Source organism: Cupriavidus sp. Agwp_2 (assembly GCF_040784895.1).
GTDB lineage: Bacteria > Pseudomonadota > Gammaproteobacteria > Burkholderiales > Burkholderiaceae > Cupriavidus.
On sequence record NZ_CP088083.1, the window covers coordinates 3,016,625 to 3,031,861 of the forward strand.

Annotated in this window: 13 protein-coding genes; 7 read left to right on the top strand and 6 right to left on the bottom strand. The window is 66.4% G+C overall.

Annotation, left to right across the window (positions count from 1 at the left end; all coding sequences use genetic code 11):
* Positions 1-77 precede the first annotated feature (77 nt).
* The 6 genes from LPA45_RS14095 (at position 78) to dut (ending at position 7,563) form a co-directional block, all read left to right on the top strand.
* The gene (locus LPA45_RS14095) at positions 78-1,082 is read left to right on the top strand and encodes a bifunctional riboflavin kinase/FAD synthetase (RefSeq protein ID WP_317923536.1); all 1,005 of its coding nucleotides are present in this window, start codon (positions 78-80) and stop codon (positions 1,080-1,082) included.
* 112 nt (positions 1,083-1,194) lie between these two features.
* Complete coding sequence (gene ileS / locus LPA45_RS14100) at positions 1,195-4,089, top strand: isoleucine--tRNA ligase (protein ID WP_116318037.1); 2,895 nt, start codon at positions 1,195-1,197, stop codon at positions 4,087-4,089.
* Entirely contained in the window at positions 4,089-4,619 is a 531-nt protein-coding gene (lspA, locus tag LPA45_RS14105; RefSeq protein WP_116318038.1) for a signal peptidase II, read from the top strand. The genes ileS and lspA overlap by 1 nt, the downstream gene beginning before the upstream one ends.
* 138 nt (positions 4,620-4,757) lie before the next feature.
* Positions 4,758-5,960 carry a bifunctional phosphopantothenoylcysteine decarboxylase/phosphopantothenate--cysteine ligase CoaBC gene (gene coaBC / locus LPA45_RS14110; protein WP_116318039.1) on the top strand — a complete coding sequence of 401 codons (1,203 nt, stop codon included), beginning with the start codon at positions 4,758-4,760 and terminating at the stop codon, positions 5,958-5,960.
* Between the two features lie 15 nt (positions 5,961-5,975).
* Positions 5,976-6,995: an LLM class flavin-dependent oxidoreductase gene (locus LPA45_RS14115; RefSeq protein WP_317920453.1), complete on the top strand. Its 1,020-nt coding sequence runs from the start codon at positions 5,976-5,978 to the stop codon at positions 6,993-6,995.
* Between the two features lie 67 nt (positions 6,996-7,062).
* On the top strand, positions 7,063-7,563 hold the full coding sequence (gene dut, locus LPA45_RS14120) for a dUTP diphosphatase (RefSeq protein ID WP_116318041.1): 501 nt from the start codon (positions 7,063-7,065) through the stop codon (positions 7,561-7,563).
* Between the two features lie 52 nt (positions 7,564-7,615).
* Here the strand turns inward: dut and LPA45_RS14125 are convergent, their stop codons facing one another.
* The 4 genes from LPA45_RS14125 to clpS all read right to left on the bottom strand — a co-directional run bounded on the left by LPA45_RS14125 (position 7,616) and on the right by clpS (position 12,305).
* Complete coding sequence (locus tag LPA45_RS14125; protein WP_116318042.1) at positions 7,616-8,464, bottom strand: VOC family protein; 849 nt, start codon at positions 8,462-8,464, stop codon at positions 7,616-7,618.
* Positions 8,465-8,512: 48 nt separating this feature from the next.
* The gene (locus LPA45_RS14130) at positions 8,513-9,511 is read right to left on the bottom strand and encodes a tripartite tricarboxylate transporter substrate binding protein (protein WP_317920449.1); all 999 of its coding nucleotides are present in this window, start codon (positions 9,509-9,511) and stop codon (positions 8,513-8,515) included.
* A 176-nt stretch (positions 9,512-9,687) separates the two neighbouring features.
* Entirely contained in the window at positions 9,688-11,982 is a 2,295-nt protein-coding gene (clpA, locus tag LPA45_RS14135) for an ATP-dependent Clp protease ATP-binding subunit ClpA (RefSeq protein ID WP_116318044.1), read from the bottom strand.
* Positions 11,979-12,305, bottom strand: coding sequence for an ATP-dependent Clp protease adapter ClpS (clpS, locus tag LPA45_RS14140; protein WP_116318045.1), 327 nt, complete (start codon positions 12,303-12,305; stop codon positions 11,979-11,981). Before clpS ends, clpA begins: the two co-directional genes overlap by 4 nt.
* Before the next feature lie 530 nt (positions 12,306-12,835).
* On the opposite strand from clpS, the gene LPA45_RS14145 reads away from it, so the two are divergent.
* Entirely contained in the window at positions 12,836-13,042 is a 207-nt protein-coding gene (locus LPA45_RS14145; protein WP_116318046.1) for a cold-shock protein, read from the top strand.
* 218 nt (positions 13,043-13,260) lie between these two features.
* Here the strand turns inward: LPA45_RS14145 and LPA45_RS14150 are convergent, their stop codons facing one another.
* Positions 13,261-13,722 (bottom strand): VOC family protein, encoded by a 462-nt coding sequence (locus LPA45_RS14150; protein ID WP_063240200.1) that lies wholly within the window; start codon positions 13,720-13,722, stop codon positions 13,261-13,263.
* A gap of 148 nt (positions 13,723-13,870) precedes the next feature.
* Positions 13,871-15,121, bottom strand: coding sequence for an NADP-dependent isocitrate dehydrogenase (icd, locus tag LPA45_RS14155; protein WP_116318047.1), 1,251 nt, complete (start codon positions 15,119-15,121; stop codon positions 13,871-13,873).
* Positions 15,122-15,237 lie beyond the last annotated feature (116 nt).

Consider the following 15,237-nt stretch of genomic DNA (forward strand, 5'->3'; position numbering starts at 1 on the left):
CGGCGGCGCCGGCAGCAGCAAGCCGATCCATTCGCCTTATAATGCTCGCTTTACCCGAAACATTTCCCGCCGTCCCCGTGAAAGTCTTCCGCGGCCTGCCCAACGCCGAGAGCCGGGCGCCCTGCGCGCTCACCATCGGCAATTTCGACGGTGTGCATCGCGGCCACCAGTCGCTGCTCGCGCGTGCGCGCGCGGCGGCAGACGCGCGCGGCCTGCCGCTGTGCGTGATGACCTTCGAGCCGCATCCGCGCGAGTTCTTCACCCCGGACAAGGCGCCCACCCGCATCGCGCTGCTGCGCGACAAGCTGGAAAGCCTGCGCCGCAATGGCGTGGACCGCGTGGTGGTCGAGCACTTCAACGCCCATTTTGCCGGCCAGTCGCCGCAGGCGTTCGTCGAGAACGTGCTGTGGCATGGCCTGCACACGCGCTGGCTGCTGGTCGGCGACGACTTCCGCTTCGGCGCCAAGCGCGCCGGCGATTTCGCCTACCTGCAGGACGCCGGGCACCGCTACGGCTTCGATGTCGAGCAGATGGGCTCGGTCTCCGAAGGCGGCATCCGCATTTCCAGCTCGGCGGTGCGCCAGGCCCTGGCCGACGGCGACCTTGAGCACGCACGGCGCCTGCTGGGCCACGGTTATGCCATCAGCGGCCACGTGATCCATGGCCGCAAGCTGGGCCGTGACCTGGGCTTCCCGACGCTGAACCTGCGCATCTCGCACAAGCGTCCTGCGGTCAATGGCATCTTCGTGGTGCAGGTGCACGGCATTGCCGACCACCCGCTGCCCGGCGTGGCCAGCATCGGCGTGCGCCCGACCATCGAGGACGCCGGCCGTGTGCTGCTGGAAGTCCACCTCTTTGACTTCAACGAAAGCCTGTACGGCAAGCTGGTACGGGTCGAGTTCATGAAGAAGCTGCGCGACGAAGCGCGCTTCGACAACCTGGAAGACCTGACCGCAGCGATCGCCAAGGACAGCGCCGATGCGCGCGGGTTCTTCGGCCTGACCGCGCCGGGAGCAGCTGAAGGCGCCGAGGGCGCCGGTGGCCGCGACTTCGCCACTTCCGCCACCGACCGAATTAGCTAGCGGCCGGTGCCCGCCTGTGTGCGCGGGTCCGGTTCGCCTGCCCTGTCCAGTCTTCCCGCGCGCCCCGCCCTGACGCCGGCCGCACGCCCAACGAATTGCTTCGAGAATCAAAATGTCCGACGACAAACGCGCCAAGCCCGAGAAAAACAAGTACCCCGTCAACCTGCTCGACACGCCCTTCCCGATGCGTGGCGACCTGCCCAAGCGCGAGCCGCAGTGGGTCAAGCAGTGGCAGGACAAGCAGCTCTACAAGAAGATCCGCGCGGCGCGCAAGGGCGCAAAGAAGTTCGTGCTGCATGACGGCCCGCCGTATGCCAATGGCGATATCCACATCGGCCACGCCGTCAACAAGGTGCTCAAGGACATGATCATCAAGGCGCGCGGCCTGAGCGGGCTTGACGCCGTCTACGTGCCCGGCTGGGACTGCCACGGCATGCCGATCGAGATCCAGATCGAAAAGAAGTTCGGCAAGGGCCTGCCGGTGCAGGAAGTCCAGGCCAAGGCGCGCGCGTATGCCACCGAGCAGATCAAGCGCCAGATGGTGGACTTCGAGCGACTGGGCGTGCTGGGCGACTGGGACCATCCCTACCTGACCATGAACTACAGCAACGAGGCGGACGAACTGCGTGCGCTCGGCAAGATCATGGAAAAGGGCTATGTGTTCCGCGGCCTGAAGCCGGTGAACTGGTGCTTCGACTGCGGCTCGGCGCTGGCCGAGGCGGAAGTCGAGTACAAGGACAAGGTCGACCTGTCGATCGACGTGGGCTTCCCGTTTGCCGAGACCGACAAGCTGGCGCACGCCTTCAAGGTGCCGTTCGACCAGATCAACGCGAAGCCGGGCTGGATCGTGATCTGGACCACCACGCCATGGACCATCCCCAGCAACCAGGCGCTGAACGTGCACCCCGAGGTGGAATACGCGCTGGTCGACACGCCGCGCGGCTACCTGGTCCTGGCCACCGAGCGCGTCGAGGAGCAGCTGAAGGTCTACGCGCTGGAAGGCAAGGTCGTCGCCACGGCCACCGGCGCCGCGCTGTCGGAAATCCGCTTCCACCACCCTCTGGCCAAGATGGACGCGGGCTATGACCGCCTTTCGCCGATCTATCTGGGCGACTATGTCACCACCGACACCGGCTCGGGCATCGTGCACTCGGCCCCCGCCTATGGCGTGGAAGACTTCCAGTCGTGCAAGGCGCACGGCATGCCCGACAGCGACATCATCAGCCCGGTGATGGGCAACGGCGTCTACGCCGGTACCCTGCCGCTGTTCGGCGGGCTGTCGATCTGGGATGCCAACCCCAAGATCGTCGACGCGCTGCAGGAATCGGGCAACCTGTTCAATTCGCACAAATACACCCACAGCTACATGCACTGCTGGCGTCACAAGACGCCGATCATCTACCGCGCCACCTCGCAGTGGTTCGCGGGCATGGACGTGGATCCGGCCGACGAGAACGGCAAGCCCGTCCCGACCCTGCGCGAGACCGCGCTGGCCGGCATCGAGGCGACCGAGTTCTTCCCGTCGTGGGGCAAGCAGCGCCTGCACAACATGATCGCCCACCGGCCGGACTGGACCCTGTCGCGCCAGCGCCAGTGGGGCGTGCCGATGGCGTTCTTCGTGCACAAGGAAACCGGCGCGCTGCATCCGCGCACGCCCGAGTTGCTGGAAGCCATCGCCAAGCGCGTCGAGCAGCAAGGCATCGAGGCCTGGCAGACGCTGGACCCGGCCGAACTGCTGGGCGACGAAGCCAGCCAGTACGAGAAGAACCGCGACACGCTCGACGTCTGGTTCGACTCGGGCACCACGCACTGGTCCGTGATCCGCAGCTCGCACCGTGACGACCTGTACGACCCGGCCGCCGACCAGCCCGAAGGCCGCCTGGCCGACCTGTACCTGGAAGGCTCCGACCAGCACCGCGGCTGGTTCCACTCGTCGCTGCTGACCGCGTCGATGCTGTACGGCAAGCCGCCCTACAAGGCGCTGCTGACGCACGGGTTCACCGTCGACGGCGAGGGCCGCAAGATGTCCAAGTCGGTCGGCAACACCGTGTCGCCGCAGGACATCTCCAACAAGATGGGCGCCGAGATCATCCGCCTGTGGGTGGCCTCGACCGACTACTCGGGCGAGCTGTCGATCTCGGACGAGATCCTCAAGCGCGTGGTGGAGAGCTATCGCCGCATCCGCAACACGCTGCGCTTCCTGCTGTCGAACCTGTCCGACTACGACCACGCCAGGCACGCGCTGCCGCCGTCGGAATGGCTGGAGATCGACCGCTACGCCGTGGCGCTGACCGACCGGCTGCAGAAGGAAGTGCTGTCGCACTACGAAGCGTACGAATTCCACCCGGTGGTGGCCAAGCTGCAGACCTTCTGCTCGGAAGACCTGGGCGGCTTCTACCTGGACGTGCTGAAGGACCGCCTCTACACCGCCGCTGCGGACTCCAAGGCCCGCCGCGGGGCGCAGAACGCGCTGTACCACATCACCCAGGCGATGCTGCACTGGATGGCGCCGTTCCTGTCGTTCACCGCCGAGGAAGCGTGGCAGATCTTCGCCCACGGCACCGAACATACCGACACCATCTTTACCAGCACCTACTACGCGTTGCCCGAAGTGGACGACGGCGCTGACGACCTGCTGCAGAAGTGGCACACGCTGCGCGAAGTGCGCGCCGAAGTCACGAAGCAGCTCGAAGCGGTACGCGTGGAAGGCGAGATCGGCTCGTCGCTGCAGGCCGAGCTGACGATCCAGGCCGGCGGTCCGGTGCTGGAAGCGCTGCGCAGCCTGGGCGACGACCTGCGCTTCGTGCTGCTGACCTCGTCGGCCAAGGTCGCGCCGGCACCCGAAGCCGGCGACCTGCTGGTGACGGTAACGCCGTCGGCGCACGCGAAGTGCGAGCGCTGCTGGCACTACCGCGCCGATGTCGGCCACAACCCGGACCATCCCACCCTCTGCGGCCGCTGCGACAGCAACCTGTTCGGCGCCGGTGAACACAGGAGCCATGCCTGATGGCATCGTCCACGTCCCGTTCCGCTCGCCCGGCCCGCCGCGGCAGCAAGGCCGCCGGCAACACCACGCCGCTGCTGTGGCTGGCGTTTGCGCTGCTGGTGGTGCTGCTTGACCAGTTCTTCAAGATCGTCATCGTGCGCAGCTTCACCTACGGTGAGTCGCGCCCGGTCACCAGCTTCTTCAACCTGGTGCTGGTCTACAACAAGGGCGCGGCGTTCAGCTTCCTGGCAGACGCCGGCGGCTGGCAGCGCTGGTTCTTTACCGGCCTGGGCATCGTGGTCGGGGCGTTCATCGTGTGGCTGCTGTATCGCCATACCGGGCAGCGGCTGTTCTGCTTCGCGGTGTCGCTGATCCTGGGCGGCGCGGTCGGCAACGTGATCGACCGCGTGGTCTACGGTCACGTGGTCGACTTCCTGGATTTCTACGTGGGCAGGTATCACTGGCCGGCCTTCAATGTCGCCGACTGCGCGATCACGGTCGGTGCGGTGCTGCTAATCGTGGATGAGTTGCGGCGGGTACGGCGGCACTAAACGCCGCGACCGCACGCAGGTGACGCCGGGGCCGCGAAAGCGGCCCTGTTGCCATCCTTCGCAAGCGCCGGCAGCAGCCCTCGCGCCGTGCCGGTATCATGCCGGTTTCCACCCTGATCCCCACCCTTCGAGCCCACCATGGATTTGCGCGGCAAGCACATCGTTCTCGGCCTGACCGGCGGCATCGCCTGCTACAAGTCGGCCGAGCTGGTTCGCCTGCTGACCAAGGCCGGCGCCACCGTGCAGGTGGCCATGACCGAGGCGGCAACCCACTTCATTACCCCGGTGACGATGCAGGCGCTGTCCGGCCGCCCGGTGTTCCTGTCGCAGTGGGACGCCCGCATCGACAACAACATGGCGCATATCGACCTCTCGCGCGAGGCCGACGCCATCGTCATCGCCCCGGCTTCCACCGATTTCATGGCGCGCCTGGCCAATGGCCTGTGCGACGACCTGCTGAGCACGCTGTGCATCGCACGCGACTGCCCGCTGCTGGTGGCACCGGCGATGAACCGCCAGATGTGGGCCGCGCCGGCAACCCAGCGCAACGCCGCGCAACTGCGCGCCGACGGCGTGACCATCCTGGGGCCGGGCAGTGGCGACCAGGCCTGCGGCGAAGTCGGCGACGGCCGCATGCTCGAGCCGGAAGAACTGCTCGATGACATCATCGCTTTCTTCCAGCCCAAGCCGCTGCAAGGCAGGCGCGTGCTGATCACCGCCGGCCCGACCTTCGAGGCGATCGACCCGGTGCGCGGCATCACCAACCTGTCGTCAGGCAAGATGGGCTTCTCGATCGCGCGCGCGGCGCGCGAGGCTGGCGCCGAGGTCCTGCTGGTGGCCGGACCAACCAGCCTGCCGACGCCGCGCGGCGTGGCGCGCACCGACGTGCGCAGCGCGCAGCAGATGCATGACGCGGTGCTGGCACAGCTGCCCGGCGCCGACGTCTTCGTCGCCGTGGCCGCGGTGGCCGACTGGCGCCCCGCCGAGGTGGCGCAGCAGAAGCTGAAGAAGGCCAACGACACCGACACGCCCACGCTGCAGTTCGTGCAGAACCCCGACATCCTCGCCACCGTGGCGGCGCGCACGGATGCGCCCTACTGTGTCGGCTTTGCCGCCGAGAGCGAGAACCTGGAGCAGTACGGCGAACAGAAGCGCCAGCGCAAGGGCGTGCCGCTGCTGGTCGGCAATATCGGGCACCATACCTTTGGCCTGGACGACAACGAGATCGTGCTGTTCGATGCCGCCGGCATGACACGGCTGCCGCGCGCCGACAAGCTCTCGCTGGCACGCCAGCTGGTGGCCGCGATCGGCCAGCGGCTGCCGGGCCGCGCGCGGCCCTGAACGCGGAGCCGTCCAATGACCAAGCCACGCCTGCGCCTGTCCGTACTCGACCAGAGCCCCGTCATCGCCGGCCACACCGCGCGCGATGCGCTCGCCGCCACCGTGGAACTGGCGCAGATGGCCGACGCGCTGGGCTACACCCGCTACTGGTGCGCCGAGCACCATGGCCTGCACGGCGTCTGCAATCCCGCGCCCGAAGTGATGCTGGCCCGCATCGGCAGCGTCACGCAGCGCATCCGCCTCGGCTCGGGCGGCGTGATGCTGCCCTATTACAGCCCCTTCAAGGTGGCCGAGCAGTTCCGCATGCTCGAAGGCTTGTTCCCGAACCGGATCGATCTTGGCGTCGGCCGCGCGCCTGGCGGCGACCTGCGCACCGCGCAGGCGGTGGCGATGGGCCAATACGACCGGGGCGCGCAGTTCGAGGAGCAGGTGCGCGACCTGTCGGCGCTACTGCGGGGCGAAGTGCCGCCGGGCCACCTGGCCGAGGGGGTGCTGCTGCAGCCCGAGATCGATACCCGGCCCGAGCTGTGGGTGCTGGGCTCCAGCGACTACGGCGGCGCGCTGGCCGCGCGGCTGGGCCTGCGCTTTGCCTTTGCCCACTTCATCAACGCGCATGCCGGCCACCTGGTGGCACAGCAGTATCGCGAGGATTTCGCGCCCGGCTACGAAGCCAGGCCTTACAGCGCGGCCGCCATCTTCGTGATCTGCGCCGATACCGATGCCGAAGCCGCCGAACTGGAACGCGCCGTCGACCTGCGCCGCCTGCAGATGGCCTATGGCGTCAACGCGCCGATCCCGTCGCTGGCGCAGGCTGCGGAGTTTTCGCCTACCGAACGCGATCAGTTCGTGATCGAGCGCGAGCGACCCCGCACCCTGTGCGGCACCCCCGAACGCGTAGCCGCGCGCATGGAAGCGTTGCGCGAGCAGTTTGCCGCTGACGAACTGGTCGTGCTGAGCGTCACCGCCAGCTACGCCGCGCGGCTGCGCACCTACGAACTGCTGGCACAGGCGTTCGACCTCGGCGGCACGGCCTGAGCCCGTCCGTCCGGTATCATGCGCCGCTGCCACCCAACCCGTTGAACCGAATTCCCCAGGATTGCCCATGACCCAGCCCCTGAACCCCACCGTCGAAATCAAGGTGCTCGATGCCCGCCTGAACGAATGGGGCCTGCCCGCGTACCAGAGCGAGATGGCCGCCGCCATCGACCTGCACGCCTGCGTCGATGAACCGGTGACGATTGCGCCGGGTACCGCCGCGCAACTGGTGCCCGCCGGCATCGCCGTGCATATGGGCAACCCCTATATGGCCGCGACCATCGTGCCGCGCTCGGGCCTGGGCCACAAGAAGGGCCTGGTACTGGGCAACTCGATCGGCGTGATCGATGCCGACTACCAGGGCCAGATCATGGTCAGCGTGTGGAACCGCAACGCGCCGGGCACCGAGCCGATCGTGATCCAGCCAGGCGAGCGCATCGCGCAGATGATGTTCGTGCCGGTGCTGCGACCGGTGTTCACGACGGTCGACGAGTTCAGCGAAGACAGCGAACGCGGTGCGGGCGGCTTCGGCTCGACCGGTGTGCATCACGCCAAGGCCAGCGCCTGATCCCAGCGCCCCGACAAAGTAAAACTGGCGCCCTGCGGCGCCAGTTTGCATTTCAGCCCCGCTGCTCGAACAGCAACGCCACGCCACCCGCCGCCTCGGCCGGCACCAGCGTCTCGCGCGGGCCCAGATCGTGGGTGAGCACCCCGGCCGCACGCCACAGCGCACGCGCCGCAGCCAGGTCGCCGGTGCGCAAGCGAATCGCCGCGTAGCCTGGCACATCGCGCTGCACATAACCCGTTCCGGTCGCCGACGCCAGCGCCTGCGGCGTGCTGACCACCAGCGTGGCGTCATCCAGCGCCAGGCTGCTGACATGCTCGCTCAGCTGCGTCAGCTCGCCGCCGGTCAGTTCCGCGTAGGCCCGCGCGGCGGCATCGACCAGCGCAGGCGCCACCACCAGGAACATGGTCGCGATGCTGTCGGCGCCGTTGGCGTGCGACATCCATTCCGGCCGCCACAGCAGTTCCGGCGTGCGGTGCTCGCAGACGAAGTAGCGTGCGCCCGGTGCATCGTCGAGTGCGGTCACGCGGAAGGTGGCCGGATGTTCGCTGCCATCGTCCAGCCGCACCGGGCGCGAGAACTCGATGGGATCCGAGGTGTACCAACCCGACCCGCGCAGCCGCGCGGCCGTGCCGAAGGCGTCCGCGCTCTTGCACGACATCGCCGCGCAGCCGCCGCCGCGCGCCTGCGCGTCCCAGTAGTACTGGCGGCTTGAGCTGGGCGCGGTCACGTGCAGCAGTTCGACATAGTCGTGACGCAGCATGATGCAGTGGTTCTGCGAACCCAGCGTGTGGTAGCCGCGCGGCGTCAGCGTAAAGCCGAGCCGCTGCCAGGCCTGCACCCCCGCATCGAGGTCGGGACACACCACCACCGCATGGTCGAACATTTCTGCTTGGCTTGCCATCGACATCACCTCAGTCTGTGCGGCGGGCGCCCCTGCGCCCGGCCGCCGTCATTCGAACTGGATATTGGCCTTGCGCGCCACGGCCTGCCACTTGTCATGCTCCTGGCGCACCAGCTTGCCGAGGTCGGCCGGGCTGCCGCCGACGATCTCGAAGCCCTGCGCGGCCAGCGCATCGACCACGCGCGGCTGGCGCAGCGATTCGACCAGCGCATGGTGGATCCGCGTGACCGTTGCCGCGGGCAGGTTCGCGGGTCCGAACACGCCGATCCAGGAATAGGCTTCAAAGCCCTTGAGTCCCTGCTCGGCAACGGTCGGCACCTGCGGCAACTGACGCAGGCGACTGGTACCGGTCACGCCCAGCACCTTGATGGTGCGGGCCGCCACATGCGCCTGTACCGCGGCGTAGCTGCTGAAAAAAAGATCGACCTCATTGGCCAGCACCGCCTGCACGGCCGGGCCGCCGCCCTTGTAAGGCACGTGGAGCATATGCATGCCGGCTTCAGTCGCCAGCGCCTCGGCCGCAAGCTGGTTCAGGCTGCCGATGCCGGACGAGGCAAAGCGCACGCTATCGGGCCTGGCCCTGGCCAACGCCACCAGCTCGCGCACGTTGGAGGCTGGCAACGAGGGATTGGCCGCGATCACCAGCGGGAAGCGCACCAGCTGCGAGATCGGCGTGAAATCGTGGAAGGTGTCGTAGGGCAGCTGCTTGTAGGCAAACGGGTTGATGGCGTGCGTATCGAACGCCATCAGCAGCGTGCTGCCGTCCGGCCTGGCGCGCGCCACGGTGCTGGACGCGATCAGGCCGCCGGCACCCGGCTTGTTGTCGACCACCACGGCCTGCCCCAGCGCCGCCTTCAGCCCCGGCTGCAACTGCCGCGCGACGATATCGACGCTGCCGCCCGGCGGGAATGGCAGCACCAGCGCCAGTGGACGGTTGCCGGCCGGCGCCTCGGCGGCGGCGGCGCGCATCATCGGAACGGGCATGGCGCCCAGCGGCAGGATCTTGAGCAGCAGGCGGCGGCGCCGCGTGCGTTCGGCAGAGGACATCGGGTATTCGAGCGTTGGCGGCCACAAAGCCGGCGGCCGCCGGGACAAAAAAGAAGAGGCGGCACAAGCCGCCCCCTGTATTTTGCCCGATGATCGGCCACGTTGCAGGCAACCCCGGCCAGGCAGCGCCCGGATCGGCACGATCCGGTGCGATTTTCGGCCGGATCGGTTGCCGCTCAGGCCTCGGCGCGCTGCTCTTCCGGCGCCTCGGGCGGTTCCGGCTCGATCTCGGAGAAATCGAGCTTGATCTGGTCCTGCTCGTCCAGGTCGACCACCACCTTGCCGCCGGACACCAGCCTGCCGAACAGCAGCTCGTCGGCCAGCGCCTTGCGGATCATGTCCTGGATCAGGCGCTGCATCGGGCGCGCGCCCATCAGCGGATCGAACCCCTTGTGCGCCAGGAACTTGCGCAGCTTCTCGGTAAAGCTGGCTTCCACCTTCTTCTCGTGCAACTGCTCTTCCAGCTGCATCAGGAACTTGTCGACCACGCGCAGGATGATTTCCTCGTCCAGCGAGCGGAAGCTGATGGTGGAATCCAGCCGGTTGCGGAACTCCGGCGTGAACATGCGCTTGATGTCGGCCATCTCGTCGCCCTGCTCGCGCGAGCTGGTGAAGCCGATGGTGGCGCGGTTCATGGTTTCCGCCCCCGCATTGGTGGTCATGATGATGATCACGTTGCGGAAGTCGGCGCGCCGGCCGTTGTTGTCGGTCAGCGAACCATGGTCCATCACCTGCAACAGGATATTGAAGATATCCGGGTGCGCCTTCTCGATTTCGTCCAGCAGCAGCACGCAGTGCGGCTTCTTGGTGACGGCTTCGGTCAGCAGGCCGCCCTGGTCAAAGCCCACGTAGCCCGGGGGCGCGCCAATGAGCCGGCTCACCGCGTGGCGTTCCATGTACTCGGACATGTCGAAGCGCAGCAGCTCGATGCCCATGATGAAGGCGAGTTGCTTGGCGACCTCGGTCTTGCCCACGCCGGTGGGGCCCGAGAACAGGAACGAGCCGATCGGCTTGTCGGTCTTGCCCAGGCCGGCACGCGACATCTTGATCGCGGATGCCAGCGCCTCGATCGCGGGATCCTGGCCGAACACCACCGACTTCAGGTCGCGTTCCAGCGTCTGCAGCTTGCTGCGGTCGTCCTGGTTCACGCTCTGCGGCGGGATGCGCGCGATGCGCGAGACGATGTCCTCGATCTCGCCCTTGCCGATGGTCTTCTTCTGCTTGGACTTCGGCAGGATGCGCTGCGCCGCGCCGGCCTCGTCGATCACGTCGATCGCCTTGTCCGGCAGGTGGCGGTCGGTGATGAAGCGGGCCGACAGCTCGGCCGCGGCGGTCAGCGCAGAAGCCGCGTACTTGACGCCGTGGTGTTCCTCGAAGCGCGACTTCAGGCCGCGCAGGATCTGCACGGTCTGGTCGACAGAGGGCTCGACCACATCGATCTTCTGGAAGCGCCGCGACAGCGCCGCGTCCTTCTCGAAGATGCCGCGGTACTCCGTGAACGTGGTCGCGCCGATGCACTTGAGCTGGCCCGACGACAGCGCCGGCTTGAGCAGGTTGCTGGCGTCCAGCGTCCCGCCCGATGCGGCGCCCGCGCCGATCAGCGTGTGGATCTCGTCGATGAACAGGATCGCGTTGGGATTGTCCTTGAGCGACTTGAGCACGCCCTTCAGGCGCTGCTCGAAGTCACCGCGGTACTTGGTGCCGGCCAGCAGCGCGCCCATGTCGAGCGAGTAGACGGTGGCCTTTTCCAGGATGTCCGGGACTTCGTTCTTGGTGATGCGCCAGGCCAGGCCCTCCGCAATCGCGGTCTTGCCGACGCCGGCCTCGCCCACCAGCAGCGGGTTGTTCTTGCGCCGGCGGCACAGCACCTGCACCACGCGCTCGACTTCGCTTTCGCGGCCGATCAGCGGGTCGATCTTGCCGGCCTTGGCCAGCGCGTTCAGGTTCTGGGTGTATTGCTCGAGCGGGCTTTCCTTGCCATCGCCGCCTTCGCCTTCACCAGCCGCATCGCCATGCTTGGCAGGCTCGGACTGGTCCTTGCGGATGCCGTGGCTGATGAAGTTGACCACGTCCAGCCGCGTCACGCCCTGCTGCTGCAGGTAGTAGACCGCGTGCGAATCCTTCTCGCCGAAGATGGCGACGAGCACGTTGGCACCTGTCACTTCCTTCTTGCCGTTGGAAGTGGACTGGACGTGCATGATCGCGCGCTGGATCACGCGCTGGAAGCCGAGCGTAGGCTGGGTATCGACTTCGTCGGTCCCCGGCACCACCGGCGTGTTATCGGCGATGAAGTTCTTGAGGCTAGTGCGCAGGTCCTCGATATTGGCCGCGCACGCGCGCAAGACTTCAGCTGCCGTGGGATTGTCGAGCAATGCCAGCAGCAGATGCTCCACGGTTATGAACTCGTGGCGCGCCTGCCGGGCTTCGACAAAAGCCATGTGCAGGCTCACTTCCAATTCTTGCGCAATCATGCTTCCTCCATCACGCACTGCAGGGGGTGCCCCGCCTGCCGCGCGTGCGTTGACACCAGCTCGACCTTTGTCGCCGCGATATCCCTGGTGTAAATACCGCAGACGCCCTTTCCTTCCCGGTGCACGGTCAGCATGATCTGCGTCGCCGTTTCCCGGTCCCTGCTGAAATACTGCTGCAGGATCATCACGACAAACTCCATCGGAGTGTAGTCGTCGTTAAGCAGCACCACCTTGTACATGGCAGGCGGTTTAAGCGCCTGCTCTTTACGCTCCAGGATGGTGCCCGCTTCGCGTTGTGGGACATTCGCAAGCCGTGTAGCCATGGCTTTATTCTAACCCTTACTCGCAACTCTGCAATTTGGGGAAAAGGCGCCGGATTCAAGGGCCGGGTTACCTGTTTCCGGTTATGGAAAAGCGCGGAACCGCACGCCAGAGGCATTGCAATGCACGTGACGGGATCCGGCCGGACTGATCCGGACAATACCCGATGCTTGCCGCCAAGGTACCATCCCGCGCCGTCCGATTCCCACCACACCCTGCCCGCAGTGGGGATTCCGCCAGCTTGACAGTATGTATGTTTGACAGAAGAATCGATCGCACACCCGCCTGAGGCCAGCGAGTCAAAGCAAAAGGCCAATGGGCGGGTGATCCGTGAGCAGGGAGGCCCACGGCCCGGCGGCGGCGAGTCAGCATCGAGACTGGCCGCCAGCGATTGCACCTCGCCGCGCGTCATCGCTGGCCGCACCTCAGGATGCGGCCGGTCATGGCGTCGCAGTGCGTGCGCGGCAGTCCGTATCATCCGGCCGGCATCGGCTTCCCCGCTTTGAAATCTGCTATTTCGTTGGGGGAGTATATGGCAAGCGGTATCGTCAAATGGTTCAATGACGCCAAGGGTTTCGGTTTTATCAAGCCGGACGAGGGCGAAGAAGAACTGTTTGCGCACTTTTCGGCTATCCAGATGTCGGGCTTCAAGACGCTGAAGGAAGGTCAACGCGTCTCGTTCGAGGTGGTCCAGGGCCCCAAGGGCAAGCAAGCCACCAATATCCAGGACGCCGCCTAAGCTGCGCCGCGACCGTATCCCGGCCGACAGAGCCGTGGGACGGTCTACGAGGGTGCGGGGGGAACTCCCCCGGGACGGGATCGGTGCCAGTGCCCGCCCGGCCGTCTCAGGCGGCCGGGCGGGTGCTGGCGCATATCAGCTGCACGCACCGCATCCGACGGAAAGCCCGGCCTCGTGCCGGGCTTTCTGCTTTCCCAAGCCGCCGTGGGCTGCCCAGCTCAGGCCCAGCCGTCGATCTTCAGCCCGCTGGCTTGCTCGGCCTCTTCCTTTGTGACCTGACGCACAGTCTGGCCGAATGTCCAGACATGGCCTTCCGGGTCCCGCGCCGTGTAGGTGCGGTCGCCATAGAACTCATCCTGCGGCTCGCGCATGATCACAGCCCCGGCGGCGCGCGCCCGCTCGCAGTGCTGGTCAAGCCCATCCTGCAGGTGCACATGCACCGTCTGCGTATTCTTGCCGCCGATCGACGCCGGGCTGGCGGTAAAGTCCGCCCACTCGCTGCCGACCATCAGGTAACTATTGCCGAAGCGCATTTCCGAATGCACCAGCTGGTCCTGCTGGTCGCGGATCACCATCACCCGCTGGAAGCCGAAGGCGCGCTCCAGCCAGTCCAGCGCGGCCAGCGGGTCCTTGTAGAAGATGGCCGCGCCGAAGGCGGTGCGACGGAAAGGATCGTCCATGGCAGTCTCCCCGGGGCCACCGGCCCGTCCATTGCAATCCCTGACGTTCTAGGCAAGCTGGCGCGCGGGCGCAAGAAAAAACCCCGCAGCCGGGACACGGCAGCGGGGTTTTTCAAGCCAGGACGCCCGCAGCAGCGGGAGTCCGCGCTTACATATTGTCGATCATCACCTGGCCAAAGCCCGAGCACGAGACCTGGGTCGCGCCTTCCAGCAGGCGAGCGAAATCGTACGTGACCTTTTTGGACAGGATCGACTTTTCCATCGACGCGATGATCAGGTCCGCGGCCTCGGTCCAGCCCATGTGGCGCAGCATCATTTCCGCCGACAGGATTTCCGAGCCCGGGTTGACGTAGTCCTTGCCGGCGTACTTGGGCGCGGTGCCGTGGGTGGCCTCGAACATGGCCACGGAGTCGGACATATTGGCACCCGGGGCAATGCCGATGCCGCCGACCTGTGCCGCCAGGGCGTCCGAAACGTAGTCGCCGTTCAGGTTCAGCGTGGCGATCACCGAGTATTCGGCCGGGCGCAGCAGGATCTGCTGCAGGAAGGCGTCGGCAATGGCGTCCTTGACGACGATGTCCTTGCCGGTCTTCGGGTTCTTGAACTTGCACCACGGGCCGCCATCGACCAGCTCGGCGCCGAATTCCTTCTGCGCCAGCTCGTAGCCCCAGTCACGGAAGCCACCCTCGGTGAACTTCATGATGTTGCCCTTGTGCACCAGCGTCACCGACGGCTTGTCGTTGTCGATGGCGTACTGGATTGCCTTGCGCACCAGGCGCTCGGTGCCCTCGCGGGAAACCGGCTTGACGCCGATGCCCGACGTGGCCGGGAAGCGGATCTTCTTCACGCCCATCTCGTCCTGCAGGAACTTGATGAGTTTTTTCGCCTGCTCGCTTTCCGCCGCCCATTCGATGCCGGCGTAGATGTCTTCCGAGTTCTCGCGGAAGATCACCATGTCGGTCTTCTCCGGCTCTCGCACCGGCGAAGGCACGCCCTTGAAGTAACGCACCGGGCGCAGGCAGACATACAGGTCCAGCTGCTGGCGCAGCGCCACGTTCAGCGAGCGGATGCCGCCGCCCACCGGCGTGGTCAGCGGGCCCTTGATCGAGACCACGTAGTCCTTGAGCACATCCAGGGTTTCGTCCGGCAGCCATACGTCCGGGCCGTAGACCTTGGTCGACTTCTCGCCCGCGTAGATCTCCATCCAGGCGATCTTGCGCTTGTCGCCATAGGCCTTGGCCACCGCAGCGTCAACCACCTTGATCATCACCGGCGTGATATCGACGCCCGTACCGTCGCCTTCGATATAGGGAATGATGGGGTTGTCCGGGACATTCAGCGAAAAATCCTGGTTGACCGTGATCTTTTCGCCGGCCGGAACCTTGATGTGTTGATACATGACGTCTCCAGTACGGAACGGTTTAGACGGCCGCCGGTGCATGGCCGACGGCGAGACTCGGGAGATGGCGCTGGCATTGTAGCGGGCATCGTCGCCCGCCTAGTACTGCATTGCAC

What these genes read in the sequence shown, in the direction of transcription:
- ileS (WP_116318037.1), top strand. Translation starts at nt 1,195, where the DNA reads ATGTCCGACGACAAACGCGCCAAGCCCGAGAAAAACAAGTACCCCGTC.
- lspA (WP_116318038.1), top strand. Translation starts at nt 4,089, where the DNA reads ATGGCATCGTCCACGTCCCGTTCCGCTCGCCCGGCCCGCCGCGGCAGC.
- coaBC (WP_116318039.1), top strand. Translation starts at nt 4,758, where the DNA reads ATGGATTTGCGCGGCAAGCACATCGTTCTCGGCCTGACCGGCGGCATC.
- LPA45_RS14115 (WP_317920453.1), top strand. Translation starts at nt 5,976, where the DNA reads ATGACCAAGCCACGCCTGCGCCTGTCCGTACTCGACCAGAGCCCCGTC.
- dut (WP_116318041.1), top strand. Translation starts at nt 7,063, where the DNA reads ATGACCCAGCCCCTGAACCCCACCGTCGAAATCAAGGTGCTCGATGCC.
- LPA45_RS14125 (WP_116318042.1), bottom strand. Translation starts at nt 8,464, where the DNA reads ATGGCAAGCCAAGCAGAAATGTTCGACCATGCGGTGGTGGTGTGTCCC.
- LPA45_RS14130 (WP_317920449.1), bottom strand. Translation starts at nt 9,511, where the DNA reads ATGTCCTCTGCCGAACGCACGCGGCGCCGCCGCCTGCTGCTCAAGATC.
- clpA (WP_116318044.1), bottom strand. Translation starts at nt 11,982, where the DNA reads ATGATTGCGCAAGAATTGGAAGTGAGCCTGCACATGGCTTTTGTCGAA.
- clpS (WP_116318045.1), bottom strand. Translation starts at nt 12,305, where the DNA reads ATGGCTACACGGCTTGCGAATGTCCCACAACGCGAAGCGGGCACCATC.
- LPA45_RS14145 (WP_116318046.1), top strand. Translation starts at nt 12,836, where the DNA reads ATGGCAAGCGGTATCGTCAAATGGTTCAATGACGCCAAGGGTTTCGGT.
- LPA45_RS14150 (WP_063240200.1), bottom strand. Translation starts at nt 13,722, where the DNA reads ATGGACGATCCTTTCCGTCGCACCGCCTTCGGCGCGGCCATCTTCTAC.
- icd (WP_116318047.1), bottom strand. Translation starts at nt 15,121, where the DNA reads ATGTATCAACACATCAAGGTTCCGGCCGGCGAAAAGATCACGGTCAAC.